The organism is Mesorhizobium sp. M7A.F.Ca.CA.004.06.1.1, from assembly GCF_003999135.1.
Lineage (GTDB): Bacteria > Pseudomonadota > Alphaproteobacteria > Rhizobiales > Rhizobiaceae > Mesorhizobium.
Map to the genome: position 1 here is coordinate 1 of NZ_RZPQ01000021.1, position 20442 is coordinate 20442.

Annotated in this window: 15 protein-coding genes and 1 pseudogene; 8 read left to right on the top strand and 8 right to left on the bottom strand. The window is 64.3% G+C overall.

Features of this window, described 5'->3' with window-relative positions:
- A pseudogene (locus EN906_RS03065) lies at positions 1-622 on the bottom strand (O-antigen ligase family protein); the annotation flags it as partial.
- Complete coding sequence (locus tag EN906_RS03070) at positions 591-1589, bottom strand: glycosyltransferase (RefSeq protein WP_127269839.1); 999 nt, start codon at positions 1587-1589, stop codon at positions 591-593. The pseudogene EN906_RS03065 and the gene EN906_RS03070, both read right to left, overlap by 32 nt.
- 172 nt (positions 1590-1761) lie before the next feature.
- Here EN906_RS03070 and EN906_RS03075 point away from each other — a divergent pair, with 172 nt between their 5' ends.
- Genes EN906_RS03075 through EN906_RS03085 form a run of 3 tightly spaced genes read left to right on the top strand, consistent with a single transcriptional unit; the run spans position 1762 to position 4645 of the window.
- Complete coding sequence (locus tag EN906_RS03075) at positions 1762-2934, top strand: glycosyltransferase (RefSeq protein WP_127375064.1); 1173 nt, start codon at positions 1762-1764, stop codon at positions 2932-2934.
- A complete protein-coding gene (locus tag EN906_RS03080; RefSeq protein ID WP_127271447.1) occupies positions 2931-3725 on the top strand; it encodes a WecB/TagA/CpsF family glycosyltransferase in 795 nt (264 codons plus the stop codon). Before EN906_RS03075 ends, EN906_RS03080 begins: the two co-directional genes overlap by 4 nt.
- Positions 3722-4645, top strand: coding sequence for a DUF6492 family protein (locus EN906_RS03085; RefSeq protein ID WP_127271449.1), 924 nt, complete (start codon positions 3722-3724; stop codon positions 4643-4645). Before EN906_RS03080 ends, EN906_RS03085 begins: the two co-directional genes overlap by 4 nt.
- Here the strand turns inward: EN906_RS03085 and EN906_RS03090 are convergent.
- Complete coding sequence (locus EN906_RS03090; protein WP_127272343.1) at positions 4642-5937, bottom strand: lipopolysaccharide biosynthesis protein; 1296 nt, start codon at positions 5935-5937, stop codon at positions 4642-4644. The genes EN906_RS03085 and EN906_RS03090 overlap by 4 nt on opposite strands.
- A 199-nt stretch (positions 5938-6136) precedes the next feature.
- On the opposite strand from EN906_RS03090, the gene EN906_RS03095 reads away from it, so the two are divergent.
- From EN906_RS03095 to EN906_RS03110, 4 genes are all read left to right on the top strand, one after another.
- Positions 6137-8686: a Wzz/FepE/Etk N-terminal domain-containing protein gene (locus tag EN906_RS03095; RefSeq protein WP_127269250.1), complete on the top strand. Its 2550-nt coding sequence runs from the start codon at positions 6137-6139 to the stop codon at positions 8684-8686.
- A 180-nt stretch (positions 8687-8866) separates the two neighbouring features.
- Complete coding sequence (gene folD, locus EN906_RS03100) at positions 8867-9766, top strand: bifunctional methylenetetrahydrofolate dehydrogenase/methenyltetrahydrofolate cyclohydrolase FolD (RefSeq protein WP_127269251.1); 900 nt, start codon at positions 8867-8869, stop codon at positions 9764-9766.
- Between the two features lie 20 nt (positions 9767-9786).
- On the top strand, positions 9787-10785 hold the full coding sequence (locus EN906_RS03105) for a GlxA family transcriptional regulator (RefSeq protein ID WP_164748958.1): 999 nt from the start codon (positions 9787-9789) through the stop codon (positions 10783-10785).
- Between the two features lie 369 nt (positions 10786-11154).
- Positions 11155-12819 (top strand): VWA domain-containing protein, encoded by a 1665-nt coding sequence (locus tag EN906_RS03110; protein WP_127272341.1) that lies wholly within the window; start codon positions 11155-11157, stop codon positions 12817-12819.
- 68 nt (positions 12820-12887) lie between these two features.
- Here EN906_RS03110 and edd read toward each other — a convergent pair whose 3' ends face one another.
- From edd to zwf, 3 genes are all read right to left on the bottom strand, one after another.
- Entirely contained in the window at positions 12888-14711 is a 1824-nt protein-coding gene (gene edd / locus EN906_RS03115) for a phosphogluconate dehydratase (protein WP_127268130.1), read from the bottom strand.
- 73 nt (positions 14712-14784) lie between these two features.
- A complete protein-coding gene (gene pgl, locus EN906_RS03120; RefSeq protein ID WP_127268129.1) occupies positions 14785-15501 on the bottom strand; it encodes a 6-phosphogluconolactonase in 717 nt (238 codons plus the stop codon).
- The gene (gene zwf, locus EN906_RS03125) at positions 15483-16952 is read right to left on the bottom strand and encodes a glucose-6-phosphate dehydrogenase (RefSeq protein WP_127268128.1); all 1470 of its coding nucleotides are present in this window, start codon (positions 16950-16952) and stop codon (positions 15483-15485) included. The genes pgl and zwf overlap by 19 nt, the downstream gene beginning before the upstream one ends.
- Positions 16953-17266: 314 nt before the next feature.
- Here zwf and EN906_RS03130 point away from each other — a divergent pair, with 314 nt between their 5' ends.
- On the top strand, positions 17267-18013 hold the full coding sequence (locus tag EN906_RS03130) for an SDR family oxidoreductase (protein ID WP_127268127.1): 747 nt from the start codon (positions 17267-17269) through the stop codon (positions 18011-18013).
- A gap of 12 nt (positions 18014-18025) precedes the next feature.
- On the opposite strand, the gene EN906_RS03135 is transcribed toward EN906_RS03130, so the two are convergent.
- Both EN906_RS03135 and EN906_RS03140 read right to left on the bottom strand, forming a co-directional pair.
- The gene (locus EN906_RS03135; protein ID WP_164748959.1) at positions 18026-18850 is read right to left on the bottom strand and encodes an SH3 domain-containing protein; all 825 of its coding nucleotides are present in this window, start codon (positions 18848-18850) and stop codon (positions 18026-18028) included.
- A gap of 262 nt (positions 18851-19112) precedes the next feature.
- The gene (locus tag EN906_RS03140; RefSeq protein WP_127268125.1) at positions 19113-20399 is read right to left on the bottom strand and encodes an FAD-binding oxidoreductase; all 1287 of its coding nucleotides are present in this window, start codon (positions 20397-20399) and stop codon (positions 19113-19115) included.
- Positions 20400-20442 lie beyond the last annotated feature (43 nt).

Consider the following 20442-nt stretch of genomic DNA (forward strand, 5'->3'; position numbering starts at 1 on the left):
GTCCGCGCCGGTAGAGATAGAGGCCCGCGAAGCTGAGGCAGGCCATGATCGGCCCGGCGATGTTCTTGTGGGTGAACACGCCGCGCCACAGGCCGGCATGCTCAGGCTCCTGCGAGTCGGCGGTGTGCATCGCCTCATGCGGAAAAACGATGAGCCCGAGATAGGAAAGGCCCATGACCACGACGGCGGTGAAGATGATCACCTTCGAGAAGGCTTCGGCGTCGCGAGGCAGCACCAGGATCGTCGCCATCGTCAGGATGCCGATCAGGGTGAAGGAGGCGGCGCGCATGGCCGAAGGCGGATCGGTCGACAGGATCACCGAGAGGAAAAAGAAGCCCAGCATCAGCATCCAGGACGGGCTGAGCAGCGAGCGCACCACACGCGGATCGGCAAAGGCCATCAGCGAGAAGATCGACATGGCGCCGAGCGAACCGAAGCCAAGCTGGTTGACGATGTCGCCGCCTTGACCGGCGAGTTCTGCGCCGCCCGGCTGGAACGGCCGGAAGGACACCATGATGACGGTCAACAGCAGCGCGGCAATGGCGGTGGCCACGCCTTCGCGCGTGAACGCGGCGCTGAGCGGCGCGCGCTCAGTTTTTCTCAGGCTGGCGATATTGCTCATTGGCATATCCGAATTCGGCCAGCACGCGGCCCAGCGCCACATGGACAGGGTAGATGGCGATATCAGGCGATCCGGTCCGCGCCAGCCGGATCAGGCCGCGAAGCGGCGAGGCGGCAAGCAGTGCCAGGCTCTTCAGCAACACCTTGGCGCCGGCCAGCGGTGTGCCGGCGCGCTTCTTCTTTTCGACCAGTGTCGAGATGACACCGTTGCGCAGGCTGCGGGCCCGGATCCAGTCGGCTTCGATACGCCGGGCCGGGACGGTTTCATGCACCTTGGCCTCGGCGCACCAGCCCAGCACAAAGCCCTTTTGCGCCGACCGGCTGAGAAAGTCGGAATCGCCGCCGCCCATGAAGTTGAATCTGAGATCGAGAAAGGGTGGACCCATGGCGATCAGCACGTTGCGCCCGACCAGAAGATTGCCGGACGAATAGAGCGCCGGCACCCGCCCGGTTGCCCGATAAGGCGGCGCGAACACCGGATGCTCGGCCCATCGCGCATGGGCGGGGTCGGCAAACACGGGCACCTGCGGGCCGCCGACAATATCGGCACTGAGCGTTTCGGCAGCCCGGCACATCCGTTCCAGCCACTGCGGATCGGCGATCTCGTCATCGTCGATGACCAGCAGATGCCTGAAGTTCGGGAATTGCAGGATGGCTGTCTGCCAGCCGGCATTGTAGGCGCTGCAATTGCCGCGCTCATGCGCGATGATGACCAGGCCCGACATTTCGCCCCGCTCGAACAGCGGCAGCGCTGCCTTGGCGCCGGCCCGCGCCTCGGCTTCGTTCTCCATGACGATCACGGCAAAGCGCCTGCCGGTTTGCTGCGCTCGCAGCGACGCCAGCGTTTCCAGCACCTGCTCGGGACGCTTGAAGGTCGGCAAGGTGACGACGGCTTCGACGGCCTCGACGTCAAGCCGCGGCGTGCGTCCCGCGACCGATACCGAACCGTCCGATGGCAAAGGGATCATCCGTGTCCAGCCACATGGTGAGTTGGGCTCTGGTAGCACCGCGGTTGATAAGGTTTCGTTAATCACCTTGCACGGAGAACGCCTGCAAGCAGAGGCTTTCGGCCGTCGAATGTGCTCGCTTAATCAAGGGTTCACCGCGCTTTGCTACCGGCTACACCACTGGATAGGTGAGATGCATCTACTGTTCGCCACATCGATCGTGCCCGACGGTGCTCTCGCCTCGGGCTACGAGATCGCAAACGCTGCGATCATCGCCGCCCTGCGGCGCGCTGGCGTGCGCGTAACCGTCATTGGTTTCACCTGGCCGGGGAAACCCGCGGCCGACCCCGAAAACACCGTGGTGCTGGGTGCCATCGACGTGCGCACGGACAATGCCTCCGCGCGGCAGAAGCTGGCCTGGGTCGGCAAGGCGCTGCTTTCGGGCCTCACCTTCGCCTCGGTCAAGCTGCGCGCCGTGTCCGACAGCGATGTTCTCGCTGCCATCGAGCAAGCTGGACCGGTTGACGGCTACGTGCTGAATTCCGTGCAGTTCGCCGGCGCCTTCGAAAAGCTGTTCACCGAGCGGCCTTCGATCTTCGTTGCCCACAATGTCGAGTATCTTTCGGCGCGGGAGAACGCCGCTGCCGCCGGCAGCCTCTTCCAGCGCCTGCTGTTTCGTCGTGAGGCGAGGTTGCTCAAGGCCGTCGAAGAGCGTGTCTGCCGCCGGGCGCGCTTCGTCTTCACCCTGGCCGAGGAAGACCGCGCCGCACTCGGTGTCGCCTCCGACAACCGCTCGGCGGTGCTGCCGCTGGTGACCGGTGCCCAGGCGCCAACCCTGAAAGGCCCGCGCCGCATCGACTGCGACGCGGCCCTGATCGGCACCTGGACCTGGCAGCCGAACCGCATCGGCCTCGACTGGTTCCTGGACAAGGTGGTGCCGCATCTGCGGCCCGATTTCCGCATCCGCATCGCAGGCCACATGCCTTCGGGCGTCGCCTCGAAGCATCCGGGTGTCGAACTTGTCGGCCGCGTGCCCGACGCGCAGGCTTTCGTGCGCGGTGCTGATCAGCGGAATGACGGCAGCACCGCGGGCAGCGGCGTCCAGTTGAAGACCATCGAAACGTTCGAACTCGGCCTGCCTTCGGTCGCCACGAGCCGTTCGCTGCGCGGCATCGACCACCGTCCGGCCAACTGCGTCGTCACCGACGATCCCGTCGCCTTCGCCAGGGCTCTCGAGGCTGCGGCGGCCGACATCCGCGACGTCGACGGCAGCGCGTTCCGGGGCTCGCAGGTCAAGGCGCTCGACGCTGCCATCCGGCTCGGCCTCGAAGAGCTTGAGCCTGCCAGGCAGGAGGCGTTTGCATGAACATGCATTCCGCCCGCGCTGCGTTCGGGCTCGACAAGCTGATGACGATCCTTGGCATCCCGGTGGTTGCGGTCCGCTGGAACGATGCCATCGCCCTGCTGAACCGGTTGATTGCCGAGCGGCGCTTCACCAAGGTCAGTTTCCTCAACGCCCACAACGCCAACATCGCCTATACCGACCCGGTGTTCGCCGGGGCACTCGATGATTTCCTCATCCTGCCCGACGGCATCGGTATCGATCTGGCGGCGAGGCTCCTCTACGGGGCGCCGTTTCCCGACAATCTCAACGGCACCGATTTCGTCCCGGCCTTCCTGCAGGCCTCGACGACGCCGCTGACCGTTGGGCTGCTCGGCGCGACGCGTGTCAATGCCGAAGCGGCGTCGGTCAAGCTGGCCGCCTTGGCGGTGCAGCACCGGTTCGTGGTGATCCATGACGGCTATTTCCCCGCTTCGCAGGAGCAGGAAATCGTCGACCGGATCGCCGCGCTTCGGCCCGACGTGCTGCTCGTCGCCATGGGCGTGCCGCGCCAGGAATTGTGGATCGAACGCCACATCGACGCGCGCCACTGCACGCTGCCGATCGCCGTCGGCGCGTTGCTTGATTTCCTGAGCGGCGCGGTGCCCCGCGCGCCCTTGTGGATGCGCCGGCTGCGGCTCGAATGGCTGTTCCGGTTGGCTGTCGAACCGAGCCGCCTGTGGCGCCGTTATGTGGTCGGCAACCCACTGTTCCTGCTGCGCGTCGTCAGGCAGAAATTCTCGCTTGCGCCCGAAGCCGCGGAGGATGTCAAGTGAACAGCAGGTTCGTGCCAGGCACCGCTGTCGAGCCAGGCCCGCTGCGGCAGACACCGACGGCGGCCATCGTGACGGCAAGCTACGCGCCCGACTTCGAGCGCTGCCGCCTGCTGTGCGAGACACTTGATCGCCACGTTTCGGGCGCGGCGCACCATTACATCCTGGTCGAACATCGCGACGTCAGGCTGTTTCGCCAATTGGAAACCGGCCGCCGCACGGTCGTCGACGAGCGTGAATTGCTGCCGCGCTGGCTGCACGCATTTGATGATCCGCTCAGCCTGTTTCGCCGGCGCGTCTGGCTCAGCCTGAAGACCCAGCCGCTGCGTGGCTGGCACGTGCAGCAATTGCGTCGCATCGCCATCTCGGCGCATGCATCTCAAGATGTGCTGATCTTCTGCGATTCCGATGTTGCCTTCCTCAAACCTTTCGACTGCGCCGCCTTCTGGCGCGACGGCAAGGCGCGGCTGTTCCGCCGCGACGGCGTGCTGGCGGACGAAGGTCATGAGGAGCATCGCATCTGGTCGCGCAACGCGGGGTCGGCACTCGGCATCGATCCGTCCCGGACATCGGTCCACGACTACATCTCGACGCTGATCGCCTGGCGGCGCGACACCGTGCTGGCCATGTGCGGCGAGATCGAGAAGGTCCATGGTCGCAACTGGGTCGAGGTCGTCGGCTCGGCGCGCAAATTCTCCGAATGCATGATCTACGGCCGCTATGTCGACGATTTGCTACAGGGTGCCGGCCACTTCCACGGTTCGGAGGAGTTCTGCCGGGTGCACTGGACCGGCGAGGCGCTGTCGGACGACGAGTTCCGCCGCTTCGTTGCCGCCATGGCGCCGGAGCAGGTGGCGATCGGCATGCAATCCTTCATCGGCACCGATATCGGCCGTATCCGCCGTTTGACCGGGCTGGATTAGATGGGCTTTGCCGGTTTACGCATCGCCGAATAGGTGAGCAGCGTCGAGGCGAGATACAAAAGCAGGAAGACGACATTGAGCGACAGCACCAGGTTCGGCGTGTCGAGGATGGTCGTCAGCACATAGGTCAAAAGCAGCGCCTTCAGTGCGGCGAGCAGACCGAGATTGAGCGCCCGCACCAGCGTCTGGCCGCGCGCGAACAAAAGCTCGGCCTGATATTCGACCAGATTGCGCAAGCCAGGCACGCAGATCGCCAGCACGACCAGCGGCGCGGCCTCGGCGACATTCTTGCCGAGCGCATTGGGGAAGAAATGCAGCACGATGCCAAGCGTCAGCAGCGCTGCCGTGGAGACCGCGAACACACCGCCTTCGATGCCGCTCTTGACCGCCAGCCGTGACAACAGTTCCGGTGCGCGCATCATGCGCTGCACCAGCATCATCGAGAAGGTGCGGATCGGAATGGCGGTCAGGTCTACCAGCCGCATAATGATGGCGTAGATGCCAGCCAGATGCGGGCCGCCGATCGCCAGCACCAGCAGCTTGTCGAACTCCATCTGCAGGTAGAACAGCACTTCGGCGCCGGCCACGTAGACAGAATCGGCCAATCGCCTGAGATAGAGCTCGATGCGCAGCCGCAACCGCTGGCGGGGGTAGAAGAAGCCGAAGGCAATCAGCAGCGAGGCGGCATTGGCGCCGATATAGAACCACGACCATATCCAGACGCTGTGATGCGCAGAGAACATGAACAGCACCGCGCCAAGCGCCCGCAACGCGGTCGCCAGGATAGCCAGCAGCGCGGCGCGGCCGAATTTGCCCAGGCCATTGTTGACGATCAGCGCCACCTCGACCGGCCGCCACAGCAGCGCTTCGGCAAAGACGATTGCCGCAAACACCGACAGCGGCACGGTGTCGGCGAAGAAAAGCAGGTAGACGCCGAACGAGGCCGCGGCCAGCAGCGGCAGCGACAGCACGCCGAGCAGCAGGAAGCCGGCGGAAAAGGTGCCGATCAGATTGGGGCGGATGGTGGCGGTGCGGTAGAGCGCCGAGATGAAACCGAAGGCGAGGATGCGCGACAGCATGACACCGGCCGCCGAAGCGGTGGCGAACATGCCGAATTCGGAAATGGACAGCGTGTTGGCCAGCGCGATGAAATAGGCCAGCGAAAACACCAGTCGCCCGCCGGCGCCGCTGATCGCCGAGAAATAGTCGCGAAGCAGCCCCCGTCGTTCGGCCAAAAAGCTGCCGATCCGGGCGAGGGGCCGCCTTTGCGGTATGTCACTGGCCTGCGTCATTTCTCAAGGAGAGCCTAGGCGGGAAAACTTAACGTGCCGTTCTGGAGGCTTAAGCCTGTGTCGAAAATAGATGCAACCGAAGCGAGAAACCGACGCTTCGGTGCGGGAAAATTAACCTTTTGTTTTCCATGCCTGTTTAGCGTGGCTTAACGAATGGCCAAGCGCCGTTTGCAGGTCGCCAAAGGTAAAGTTCAAGACGATGGTCGACAGGGAAAACCGCGAGGACTGGAAGCGCGAGCGCTCATTGCTGGCGCTTGGCCAGGCTGTGCGCGGCGACGAACCCGACGCGTCCCTGGTCTCGATAGGCGACCGGGCAGACCCGTCATGGCGCGAGGATGCCGCCACGCGTCATCGCCTCGCCCGTTCGCAGCGCGAGGCGCGCAACCCGAAACTGTCGGATCCGGTCGTGACCGACGGGGATCATGAGCAAGCTTCGTCATCATATCGCGCGCAAACGACGCCACGGACACAAATTGGTGCCGCCGAAACCGCCGGCGCCCGGCGCGCCGATCATGCATCGGAACCTTACGCTGCAGGCGACGCGTCGGTATCCCGAAACGACGGCAGGGACAGCCAGCAGTGGAAGCCGCTGATCGATCCGATGCAGGTCGTGCGCGGTGTCGGCAAGTCGAAGCTGCTGATCGTGACGACGACAATACTGGGTGCCGCGCTCGGCCTTGCCATCGCGCTGTCGACGCCGAAGAAATATGAGGCCACCACCGAACTGATCGTCGACCCGCGCGACCTGAAGCTCACCGATCGTGACCTCACCCAGTCGGTCGTCGCTTCCGATGCCACGCTGGCCATCGTCGAGAACCAGGTTCGGGTGCTGACCTCAGGCACCGTTCTCAACAAGGTCGTCGACAAGCTCAATCTGGTCAACGATCCGGAATTCAATGGGCAAGGCGGCGGCGGCCTCAGCGTCATGTCGCTCATCCGCTCCGTCCTGTCGCGCAATGACGGGCCGGGGGGTGTCGACGACACCCGCCGCCGTGCACTTGCTGTCGGCAATCTGGCCGAGAGCCTTTCGGTCGAGCGCGGCGGCAAGACCTTCGTCATCACCGTCAGCGCCACCACGCAGAATGGCGAGAAATCGGCCCTCATCGCCAACACGATGACGGATGTCTTCCTGCAGACCTTCGGCCAGATACAGTCGGACACGGCAGGCCGCGCCACCGACGAACTGACGGCCAGGCTTGACGAGTTGCGCAAAGGGGTCGAGGCGGCCGAGCGCAAGGTCGAGGATTTCAGGGCTACCCATGATCTCGTCGATGCGCAGGGCCACCTCATCAGCGATGACGAAATGCTGAAACTCAACGAGCAGCTGTCGGTTGCCCGCGCCCGCACGCTGGAGCTGAATGCCCGGGCGGCCTCGGCGCGTTCGGTCGACGTCAATTCGGTTCTCACCGGTACCTTGCCGGAGGAGATCAACTCCAACTCGATGAGCGATCTGCGTTCGCAATATGCATCGCTCAAGCAGGAGGCTGACCGCGCTGCCATTCGGTTCGGCCCGCGTCATCCCGAACTCCAGGCGCTCAATGCCCAGCTTGCCGGCGCACGCGACCGCATCGCCTCGGAGCTGCGCCGCATCGGCTCGTCGCTGCAGGTCGACCTCAAGCGCGCGGTCCAGCTCGAACAGGATCTTGCCTCTCGCCTGGCGCAGCTGAAGGTCCGCAGCGGTGACGTCAACAGCGACCTTGTGTCGATGCGCGAACTGGAGCGCGAGGCGACCGCCAAGCGTTCCGTCTACGAACAGTATCTGCTGCGCGCCAAGGAGACCGGCGAGCAGAAGGACATCAACACAGCCAACATCAATGTGATCTCGAAGGCCTTCGCGCCGCTCGAGCCGAACGGGCCGTCGCGGGTCGTGGTCGCGCTCGCCGGCCTGTTGCTGGGTTTCGCCTCCGGCATTGGCCTCGGAGCCATGCGTGGCGCCTATGAGAGCCTGCGTGACACTGCCAATTCGCGCTCGCGTCGCGACCATGGCACGGACGAACACCGGACGCCTTACGAAGACAAGGCATATCGGTCAGCGCCGCCGCCGGCGCCGCCACAACCACCAGCGCCGCAGCCATCGACACCCCCGCCTGCATCACCACCGCCTGGCTCGCCATCGCCTGTCCAGCAAGCCGAGGTCTCGCCGGCCGAAGGTTCCGGCCGGATCGGTGCCTTGCTGTCGAGGCTGCACAAGTCCGTCTCACGCAGGCCGTCCCGGGAGGAGCCGTTCGATACCGTTGAATGGGCCTCTGCCGAAAACGCGAAGCCGATGCAGGATCCGCAATACTCCGCTTACCCCCAGTCGGCGCCGGCCTTCGAGCCTCGGCAGGCGGCCGCGGCAGCATACCCGTCGCGGCCTTTCCAGCCCGGCGGCCATCCGCAGCAGACGGCGCAGCCGCCACTGCCGCCTCCCATGGTGCAGCAGCGGCCATATTCCGGGCCGCAGCTCTATCCCTACGCGCAGCCATTGGGCTACGCACAGCCGCCGGCCTATCCCTATCCGCAATCGATGCCGGCCGCCAATGCCGGGCTGCAGCCCGATCCGGCTCAGCCTGCTTCCGAGTCCTATCCACAGCCGTCCCTCCCGCAGCAGCAGGCGCCTCAGCCTCATCAGCGATCGGCGGAGCCGTCGCGGGCCGCGGAGGATGCCGAGCAGCAAGCGCCAATCGAGGAAATCCGCGCCAGCCTGCGCGAATTCCGCGAAGCGGTTCGCGAACTGACCGAGAGCCGCGTGCGGCGTCGCTACTTCTGAGCCACAAAAATCTGCGCTGTGCCGTACAAAAACATGCCGGTTTCGCGTAAACGGCATGGGACGGCGCTTTGGCGGGATTGCATGTTGGAATTTTCGTGAAAATGCCACGCTGTGAAAGATCGAAAAGCGCGTCGCTTCCGCAAGCGACGCGCTTGGGCATTCTGGTGTTGAGGGTAGTCCATGGCCGAAGTGATTGATGGCAAGAGCGTTGCCGGCGACGTTGTGGGGTCGGTCAAGACCCTGACGGCTGAGCTTGTCGCCAAGGGCCAGGCCAAGCCGGGTCTTGCCGTGGTTATCGTCGGCGAGGACCCGGCCAGCCAGGTCTATGTCGCGTCCAAGTCGCGCACCGCCAAGGAATGCGGCTTTCATTCCGTCCAGCACACGCTGCCGGCCGAAACCTCGGAACCGGCGTTGCTGAAGATCATCGGCGATCTCAACGCCGATCCGGCCATCAACGGCATCCTCGTGCAGCTTCCGCTGCCGGCCCATATCGACGCCGGCAAGATCATCCAGACCATCGCGCCGGAAAAGGATGTCGACGGCTTCCATTTCATCAATGTCGGCAAGCTCGGCACCGGTGAACTCGAGACAGCCTTCGTGCCTTGCACGCCGGCCGGCTCTATGCTTCTGATCGAGCGGGTGCGCGGCAAGGACCTGTCCGGCCTCAACGCCGTCGTCGTCGGCCGCTCCAACATCGTCGGCAAGCCGATGGCCAACCTGCTGCTTGCCGCCAACTGCACCGTCACCATCGCCCACAGCCGCACCAGGGATCTGCCCGCCTTGGCCCGCACCGCCGATATCCTTGTCGCGGCCGTCGGCAGGCCGGAGATGATCAGGGGTGATTGGGTGAAGCCCGGCGCCACCGTCATCGATGTCGGCATCAACCGCATTCCGGCGCCGGAAAAGGGCGAGGGCAAGTCCCGCCTCGTCGGCGATGTCGCCTATGCCGAAGCGGCTAAGGCCGCCGGCGCCATCACGCCGGTTCCCGGCGGTGTCGGGCCGATGACCATTGCCATGCTGATGGCCAATACGTTAGCCTCGGCCTACCTAGCGGCCGGATTGAAACGGCCGTCCTTCTGACCCGCCAGAAAGCCGCAGCTTTGCCGAACCCCAGTGTTCCCTCAGAACGGCCGGTCATCACGGACCCCGTTCAAGGCGGGCGGCAGTTCGCATTCCTGCTGGTAGACAAGTTCTCCATGTTCTCGCTGGCTGCCGCGATCGATACGTTCCGGTCGGCGAACCGGTTGCTTGGCCGCGACTTCTACGGTTGGACGACGGTGTCGGCCGATGGCGATCCGGTGATGGCTTCCAATGGCCTGCCGCTCAAGATCGACTACGCCGTTGCCGACCTGCCGCCGGTCGATATCCTTTTCGTCTCGGTCGGGCTGACGACGGAATTTCCCGGCAAGAGCAAGGTGCTGGCGGCACTGCGCAGCTGGGGCCGGCGCGGCAATGCGCTGGGTGCCCTGTCGGTCGGCTCCTACCTGCTGGCCGAGGCCGGCCAGCTCGAAGGCTATCGCTGCACCATCCATTGGGAAAATCGCGCCGGCTTCGTCGAACGCTTCCCCGATATCAACTGCACCGGCAATGTCTTCGAGATCGACCGCAAGCGCTACACCTGCGCCGGCGGCACCACTTCGATCGACCTGATGCTGGAGATCGTGCGCGGCGATTTCGGCTCGAACCTCGCCAATGGCGTCGCCAACCAGTTCCAGCACGAACGCATCCGCTCGGCCGGCGACCGCCAGCGCGTCGGCCCGGAACGCGACCTGACCGGCAAGTCGGAGAAGCTCAGACGCATCGTCGAACTGATGGCCGACCACCTCGACGAGCCGCTGTCGGCGGTGCAGCTGGCCAAATCCGCCGGTCTGTCGGTGCGTCAGGTCGAGCGCCTGTTTCTGCGCCATCTCAGCGTCACGCCCGGCCGTTATTACATGCGGTTGCGGCTGGAGCGGGCGCGCGAACTGCTGCGCCAGACCAACATGCCGATCCTCGATGTGGCGATAGCGACCGGCTTCACCTCGCATTCCTACTTCGCCCAAAGCTACCGGCTGCAATTCGGCAGGCCGCCCTCGGAAGAGCGCCGCACGACTTACTGAATTCCGCTTCCGCTGAAAAGTTCGGCGCCCCGGCGCATCGGGCCAGGGTAGCGAATTCGGGTAACGGGTTCCTTCGGAGCCTTCGCCGGCGCGTAGGCTGGGTGCATCAAACGAAAAACCCGCCTGAGCGGCGGGTCACCGGCGCAAATCAGCACCATGGGCAAAAATGTACCATAGCTGAGTGCATCCAGTCAAGAAAAAATTCCTATCATGGAAAGCCATCGGCACTGCCGACACCCCGAACTGGCTGTCATCACGACTTTTGTTAAGCTGGGTTCGGGCCCGACGCACCTGGCTGCCCGGACTTGTGTCCCGGCGCCGCGTCAAATAGCTTGCCGCCCGGATCAGGGGCGGATTTAGGAGATTTCGATGGCGGGACTTGCACGGGGCGTCGCTGCGGCGATCCTCCTTTTGTCGATGACGACCTTCGGCTTCGCCGCAAACAAGGTCATCATCATTCTCGATGCGTCCGGCTCGATGTGGGCGCAGATCGACGGCAAGCCCAAGCTCGAAATCGCCCGAGAGTCGCTTCGAACCGTGCTTCAATCGGTCCCCACCGACGACGACATCGGCTTTATGGCCTATGGCCACCGTGAAAAGGGCAGCTGCGACGACATCCAGCTGATCGTGCCGCCGCAGGCAGGTTCGGGCAGCGCCATTTCGGCCGCTGCCGACAGCCTGAAATTCCTCGGCAAGACGCCGCTGACGGCGGCGGTCAAACAGGCGGCCGAGGCGCTGAAATACACCGAGGACAAGGCGACCGTCGTGCTCATCACCGACGGGCTCGAAACATGCGGCGGCGACCCTTGCGCGCTTGGCAAGGAGCTCGAGGCATCCGGCGTCGACTTCACCGCCGATGTCGTCGGTTTCGGCCTGACCGCCGATGAGGGCCGGCAGATCGCCTGCCTCGCCGACAACACCGGCGGCAAATACATCCAGGCCTCCGACGAGAAGGCGCTGCAGGAGGCGCTTGCCGAGACCGTGGCGGCGCCGGTGCCGGAACCGGCACCCGCTCCGGCACCGGAGCCAGCGCCCGCACCGGAGCTGGCCAAACCGGACTTCAATTTCCAGCCGATAGCAGTGCTTGCCGAGGGCGGCGATCCCGTCACCGACGGCAACGCCTGGGAAATCTACAAGGCGAAACCCGACGGTACGCGCGGCGACTACGTCAGCACCGAATACGGCGCCTACAAGGCCAATCTGGAACTGGGCGACTATATCGTCGTGGCCAGTGACGGCCAGGCGAAGACCGAGCAGAAGGTCAAGATCGAGGCAGGCCAGGTCTACAAGCCTCTCTTCAACTTGAATGCCGGCACGCTCATCATCCATCCGCGACCGAGCGAGGGGGCGGATGTCGTCGATGGCGCGGCTGTCGTCATCGACTATCCTGGTGCCGACATGCCCGCCACCTTCTATGGGACGACGAAAGCCGTGTTGCCGGCCGGCGACCAGAAGGTGACTGTCACGATCGGGCAGGGCGTGGCTACCGAGACGATTCCGCTGGCTGCCGGCAAGACCGTGGAAAAGGACATGGTTGCCGGTGTTGGCCATGTCGTTGCCAATGCTTACTATGCTGCGGGCGGCGACAAGGCGGACGGTTCAGGCATCGGCTTCAAGGTGCTCAAGGCAAAAAAGAAGATCGATGGAACCAGGGACGAGGTGACCTATGCCTACGGACCCGACAGCAAATTCGATCTGCCGCCCGATGACTATGTGTTGATTGCGACGGTTGATCTCGCCGTCGTCGAGCAGCCGTTCACCGTCAAGGTGGGCGAATTTCAGGATCTGAAGGTCGCAATGAATGCCGGCGTGCTGGCGATCACCGCGCCCGGAGCCTCGAAGATCGAGATTTTCGAGGCCAAGAAGGACATCAACGGCAACCGCAAGTCGCTTGGCTATGCATTCGACCAGAAGTATCAGGCAGCGATCCCGGCGGGCGACTACGCCGTGGTTTCGGAGAAATCCGACAACAGTTCGAAAGAAGGCAACGTGACGGTCAAGGCCGGCGAGCGAGCCGAGCTAACCGTGCAATAGAATCGTATGCACAACCGCAAGAGGGCGGCCATGTGCCGCCCTTTTTCATGAACGACGCAGAACTGCCGTCAAGCGGTGCCGAAGGCGCTGGCGCCATGGTCGGCGCGGCCGACCAATTGCCGGAAGCCGGCAAACAGTTCGCGGCCGAAGCCGAACTCGTTGCCGATAAGATCGGCATCCGCCGTCCGGCGCAAGGCGAACTCCCCGGCCGGCACCAGGACTTCGAGTGTGCCGGCTTCGGCGTCGAGCCGGATGATGTCGCCTTCGTGGATCCTGGCGATAGGACCCTCCTCGACCGCTTCCGGCGTCACATGGATCGCCGCCGGCACCTTGCCGGAGGCGCCCGACATGCGCCCGTCGGTGACCAGCGCGACGCGCTGGCCGCGATCCTGCAGGATGCCGAGCACGGTGGTCAGCTTGTGCAGTTCCGGCATGCCATTGGCCTTCGGCCCCTGGAAGCGGATGACGGCGATGAAATCACCGGTCAGCGTGCCTGCCTTGAACGCATCGTTCAGCCCTTGCTGGCTGTCGAAGACCCTGGCCGGCGCCTCGATGATACGCCGCTCCGGCTTCACCGCGGAAGTCTTGATGACGGCGTGGCCGAGATTGCCTGACAGCACCTTCAGGCCGCCGGTCGCCTGGAATGCCTTGTTGAACGGCGCCAGCACTTTTTCGTCGCCGCTTGCCTTCGGCGAGGCCTCGCGCACCACGCTGCCGTCGGCGCCGAGCTTTGCCTCGACCGCATAGGGCCGCAGGCCTTCGCCCCACACCGTCTGCACATCCTCATGCAGGATGCCTTCGTCGAGCAGTTCGCGGATCAGGAAGCCGAGCCCGCCGGCGGCGTGGAAATGGTTCACGTCGGCGAGGCCGTTCGGATAGACCCGCGCCAGCAGCGGCACGGCTTCCGAAAGGTCGGAAATATCCTGCCAGGTGATGGCTATGCCGGCCGCCGCCGCCATGGCGATCAGGTGGATGGTGTGATTGGTCGAGCCGCCGGTGGCGTGCAGGCCGACGATGCCGTTGACGATCGAGCGCTCGTCGATCATCCGGCCGACAGGCGTATAGGCGTTGCCGAGCGCGGTGATCGCCAGCGCCCGCTTCGTCGCCTCGCGGGTCAGCGCCTCGCGCAGCGGCGTGCCGGGGTTGACGAAGGAAGCGCCCGGCGTGTGCAGGCCCATGATCTCCATCAGCATCTGGTTGGAATTCGCCGTGCCGTAGAAGGTGCAGGTGCCCGGCCCATGATAGGATTTGGACTCGGCTTCCAGCAGTTCGGCGCGCCCGGCCTTGCCCTCGGCGTAGAGCTGGCGGACCTTGGCCTTCTCGTCATTGGGCAGGCCGGTCGTCATCGGTCCGGCCGGAATGAACACCGCCGGCAGATGGCCGAAGGTGAGTGCCGCGATGACCAGCCCCGGCACGATCTTGTCGCAGACGCCGAGATAGACGGCGGCGTCGAACATGTTGTGCGACAGGCCGATCGCGGCGGCCATGGCGATCACGTCGCGCGAAAACAGCGACAACTCCATGCCGGGCTGGCCCTGGGTGACGCCGTCGCACATGGCCGGCACGCCGCCGGCCACCTGGGCAATGCCGCCGGCTTCGCGCGCCGCGTCCTTGATCAGCGCGGGGAAGGTCTCGAACGGCTGATGCGCCGACAGCATGTCGTTGTAGGAGGTGATGATGCCGAGGTTCGGCACCTTGTCGGCGCCCAGCGCGAGCTTTTCCGAGGGGCTGCACACCGCAAAGCCGTGGGCGAGATTGCCGCACGACAGCACAGCCCGGTTGGCGGTGCGGTTCGATGCCTCGGCGATGCGGCCGAGATAACGCTCGCGGCCTGGCTTTGAGCGCTGGCGGATGCGTTCGGTGATGGCTTCGATGTCGCGTCTGGCGGTCATGGCGGTCGGTCCTTTCAGGCGAGGTCCCGGAAACATCCTCCCGCCGTTTGCCGGGACCAGAGTAAATCGAGATTCAGGGGGCCCAGAAAACCTCTACGGGCTTATGCGCTGCGTCGAGCACGGCACGGATTGGCTTTCGCGGCCCGGGCGCCACCGCGCCGTCGAAGGCGATACGCTTGTCCTCACCCTCTATGTGCAGCGCGATGAAGCCGGCTTCGACGATGCGCGCCAGCGACAGGGTCAGCCGCGGCTCGCCCGCACTTGCCGCATGAACCGGCAGCACGATCCTGTCGGAAGACGGGTCGAGCAGCGTCGCCAGATCGTCGGCATCGGGAAAGAACGAGGCGGTGTGGCCGTCCGGCCCCATGCCGAGCACGACGACATCGAGCGGCCATGGCAAGGACCGGAGCGCTGCATCATCGGACGAGGCCGCATCCTCGATGCTGGTGGCTTCGTGATAGAGCGGCACGAAACGAGCCGCCTTGGCCGCGTTCTGCAACAGATTGGCGGTCACCAGCCCGGCATTGGAGCGTGGCGAGGAGGCCGGCACGAAACGCTCGTCGACCAGCGTCACGATCACCTTGTCCCAGGCGATGGGTATCGCTGAAAGGGCGGCGAAGAATTTTGCCGGCGTGGTGCCGCCGGAGACGGCGAGCAACCCCGTGCCGCGCTCGGCGATCGCCTTGGTCAGTCTGCCTGCAGCATGATCTGCAAGGGCGGCCGCCAGTTCCTGGCGCCCGGCGAAGCCGTTCCAGCTGTAGGCGGCGCTGTTCAATTGCTCTCGTGCCATGTCCGCCCGTCACGCTCGATCAGTGCTATCGAGGCCGATGGCCCCCAGGTGCCCGCCGTGTAGCCCTGCGCCTCCTGCCTGGCACTTTCCCAGGCATTCTGGATCGGGTCGATCCATTTCCACGCCGCCTCGACTTCGTCACGGCGCATGAACAGGGTCTGGTTGCCACGGATGACGTCCATGATCAGCCGCTCATAGGCGTCCGGTGCGCGGCCGTCGAAGGACTGCGCAAAACTCATGTCGAGCGAGATCTGGCGCAGCCGCATGCCGCCCGGACCCGGATCCTTGATCATGATGAACTGCTTGACGCCTTCGTCGGGCTGTAGCCGGATGACCAGCTGGTTGGCGAAGATCGGTCCGGCGCTGTCGCCGAAGATCGAATGCGGGATCGGCTTGAATTCGATGATGATTTCCGAAACCCGCGTCGCCAGCCGCTTGCCGGTGCGGAGATAGAACGGAACGCCCGACCAGCGCCAATTGCCGATCTCGGCCTTGATGGCGACGAAGGTTTCGGTGTTGCTGTCCTTGCCGAGTTCCTCGACATAGCCTTTCACCGGTCCGCCGGCCGAAGCCCCGGCGCGATACTGCCCGCGCACGGTGTGCTTTGGCGCCTCGTTGCCGTTGATGCGCTTCAGTGCCCGCAGCACCTTCAGCTTTTCGTCGCGCACGGCGTCGGCATCCATCGACGATGGCGCTTCCATGGCGACGAGGCACAGCAGCTGCAGCATATGGTTCTGCACCATGTCGCGCAGCGCGCCGGCCTTGTCGTAATAGGTGACGCGGTCTTCCAGGCCGACGGTCTCGGCCACGGTGATCTGGACATGGTCGATGTGGGCTGAATTCCACAACGGCTCGTAGAGCGCGTTGGCGAAGCGCAGCGCCATCAGGTTCTGCACCGTCTCCTTGCCGAGATAATGGTCGATGCGGAAGATCTGGCTTTCGTGGAAGTCGTCGCCGACCAGGTCGTTGAGCTTGCGTGCCGAATCGAGGTCGCGGCCGATCGGCTTTTCCAGCACGATGCGCGAGTTCGGCGTGATCAGATTGTGCTCTTTCAGCTTGTGCGAGATGTCGCCGAACAGCGCCGGCGCCACCGCCAGGTAGAAGGCTCGAATGCGGTCGCTGTCGCCGATCGCCTTCTTGAGCTTGTCGAATCCGGCGCCGCTCGTCGCATCGGCCGAGACGTAGGACAGCCGCGCCAGGAAAGTCTTCAGTTCCTTGGCGTCGATGTCGGCCGGTTTGACGTGCTCGGAGATCGCCTGTTTGGCGAAGGCCTGGAATTCTTCGTCGCTCATTTTCGAGCGCGATGTGCCGATGATGCGTGTCGGCTCCGAAAACTGATGGTCGCGCTGGCGATAATAGAGCGACGGCAGAAGCTTGCGTTCCGACAGATCGCCGGTGCCGCCGAAAATGATGAAGTCGAAAGGCTCGACGGGGATGATCTGGCTGGTCATGGTCTGTCCGCTTTGACGCCGGTCGCTGTGACGCGGCTGATATAATCTAATCGATTTAAATTTTCCAGTGCCATGGTGTCACATCTGGGTGTATGCGCCTGCCCCTTGACAGTCCGATGACCCGGAGGCTTGTCGAAGGCGCGGCTCCGGAAGCCTTCGCAGTTGCAGCATAGAGCGGGATTGACGCGAAAGCCAAAGGAGAAATCGGCGATGGCTCCACATCTTTCGGCCAATCCAGTCAGAAGCCGTGGCTTTGCGCGGATGAGCGCCAATGACGTGCCCGTTGATCGTCACCAATAGTGAGCGGAAAAAACATGCGTCTGGAAAACAAGGTTGCGATCATCACCGGTGCTGCGTCGGGTTTTGGCGAGGGCATCGCCAGGCGCTTTGCGCAGGAGGGTGCCAGGGTCGTTGTCGCCGACCTCAACGCCAGGGGCGCGGAACGCGTCGCCGGCGAGATCGGAGAAGCGGCGATCTGGACCCAGACCGATGTCTCGCTACGCTCCGAATTCGACGAGATGGTCTATGCCGCCAAAAGCGCCTTCGGCCGCATCGACATCATGGTCAACAATGCCGGCTACACCCATCGCAACGGCGATATGCTCAATGTCGACGAGGAGACCTTCGACCTGATAACATCAGTCAACATGAAGGCGATCTATCACGCGGCACTCGCCGTGGTGCCGATCATGGAGCGGCAGGGCGGCGGCGTCATCCTGACCACGGCCTCCACCGCGGGTCTGCGGCCGCGCCCCGGCCTCACCTGGTACAATGCGTCGAAAGGCTGGGCGATCACCGCCACCAAGTCGATGGCGGTCGAACTGGCGCCGAAGAACATCCGCGTCAACTGCCTCTGCCCGGTTGCCGGCGAGACCGGCATGCTGGAGAAATTCATGGGCGCCGATACGCCCGAAATCCGCGAGAAGTTCCGCGCATCGATCCCGCTCGGCCGGCTTTCGACGCCGCTCGACATCGCCAACGCCGCACTCTGGCTGGCCTCGGACGAGGCCGCCTTCATCACCGGCGTGGCGCTGGAGGTCGATGGCGGCCGCTGCATCTGAAAGTGCCAGGCGTCACGCGCCGGTCTTGATGTAACTCTTGTAGATCCAGCCGGTCTTGCCGTTGTAGGTGATCTGGCACCATTGCTTGCAGCTCTTCACCTGCACCGAGGTTTTGGCTGGCACCGTACCGATGGCGGCGGCATTTTTCTTCGGGCCGCTTCGCATGGTCACGGCCCTCAGGATGCGCCCTGTTCCGGCGGCTGCGGCTTTCCTCGGCTTCGCCTTGGCTTGGCTGTCATCCCCCTCTGCCGCTGGCTCTTGCGGCTGCACCGCGGGGATGGCGGCGGTTTGTGCGCCGTCGGGGTGGTTGCCCGCGGCTGCGTTGGGCGCGGCTACCTTGGCAAGTTCGGTGGCAGCATCGGTAGCGGCTGCCGGCTGTGCGAATGCCGCCGCTTGCTTGTCCGCTGCCTTGGGAGCGGTCGAATCGGACGCGGATGCGTCCTTCGGCTGGGAACCGGTCCAGCGCGGGTCATTGGCGGCGAGTGCGGGGATGTTGGCCTGCGCGGCCGCCACGGTTGTTGGAATTGCGTCGGACTTGCGCGCCTGCGGCACGGCTGCCGCGGCGACCGCGGCCCCAACCGGGGTTATTTTCGTCGTCTTCACCGGAACCGTTGGAATTGTCTGCTCGGGGCTCGCTGCCGCTTGTCTGTCGCTGGCCGGCAATGCCAGCCACAGCGCCACGGCGGCGACGCCAAGCAGCGCGGCGGTGCCGATCGCGGCGATCACCAGATGCGAGTTCGAACGGACTTCCTGCCAGAAGGACGGCCGCATATCGTATCCGAACTGCATGGCAAAGCGCCGACGTTCCGGCGTACCGAAACTGAAGGGCTCTCTCACTCTTGCCACCTCCATAAGCGGGCCGACGTTCTCTCGGTCGGTGCCGGAAGTCCGGCGTCTGATCCGCATAGGTCCCAAAAACAACGCGGGCAGTCCCGCAACAATCCCCGAACAATCGCCCAGAACCGGCAGCTTTCGCCTGCGATTGTGGCATCAGTACGCCATTATAGGGGATTCTGCGCCTTTGCGGGAAATTGCGCAATGCGTCGCACGGGCAACAAATGTTACAATGAATATTACAATATTACATCAGGTCGGTCGGCTAGATCCTGTCCCTCAACGCAAACCAGTTGAGCGCCAGGAACAGCAGCGGCGTGCGGAAGCGCCGACCGCCGGGGAACGGCGGGATTTTCAGATCCTCGATCAGCTTCAGCCGGTCGCGGTTGCCGGCAACGGTTTCAGCATAGAGTTTACCGAAATAGTTCGACAGCATGACGCCGTGGCCGGAATAGCCGCCGGCCGAGATCACATTGGGCATCACTTCGCGCACGAAAGGCTTTCTCGGCACAGTGATGCCGACATAGCCGCCCCACCCATGCGTGATCTCGACATCCCCGAGCGCCGGATAGAGTTCCGCGATCTGGCGGCGGATGTGAATGTGGATATCCCAGGGATCGTTGACGCCATAGACCTCGCGTCCGCCAAACAGCAGCCGCCCGTCCTTCGATCTGCGGAAATAGCGCACGACGAAGCGGGAATCGTCGACCGCCTCGCCGCCCGGCAAAACGTTCGAGTGCGCTCCCAGAGGCACGGTCGCACCGATGAAGGAACCGATCGGCATGATGTGCGCCGCACTCACCGGCTCGAGCGTGCCGCCATAGGCGTTGACCGCTATCAGGCATTTCTGGGCCATCACCGTCCCTCTCGGTGTCGAAACCTTGACCTTGCCGCCACTGGACATGATGCCGGTCGACGGCGTCCCCTCGAACAGCTGCGCGCCTGCAAGCGCTGCCACCCGCGCCGTGCCGATCACCAGCTTCATCGGATGGATGTGGCCGGTGCCGGTGTCGCGCGTGCCGCCGAAATAGGCGGTCGAGCCCAACCGCTCCGCCGTCTCCCTGGCATCCATGAACGAGATATGCGGGTAGGCAAAACGGCTCGCCATGATCTCGGCATGCGCCTTGTAGTCGTCGACATAGCGGGGCTTGTGCGCCACCGAGAGCTGGCCCGGCATATAGTCGATATCGATCTGGTTGGCGGCAGTGAATTCGAGGAGATGCGCCTTGGCCTCTTCGGCAAGATCAAACAGCGCCTTGGCGCGGGCCAAGCCATACTCGGATTCCAGGTCCTCGGCCCAGGCGCGCTGGCCGGTGCCGAGCTGCCCGCCATTGCGCCCGGAGGCGCCATCGCCGAAGCGGTACGCGTCGATCAGCACGACATTGGTGCCTGCCTTGGCCAGATGCGCCGCCGCCGACAGCCCGGTGAAGCCGCCACCAATGATGACGACATCGCATGTCCGGTCGCCATCCAGTCCGGGATATTCGGGCCTCGGTCCCGCCGTGTCCTCGTACCAGGAACGGCCGGGGGAAATTGGGGATTGGTAAGGCATGATGCTCGCAGGGAGTAGGGGAGTAGGGGAATAGGGGAATAGA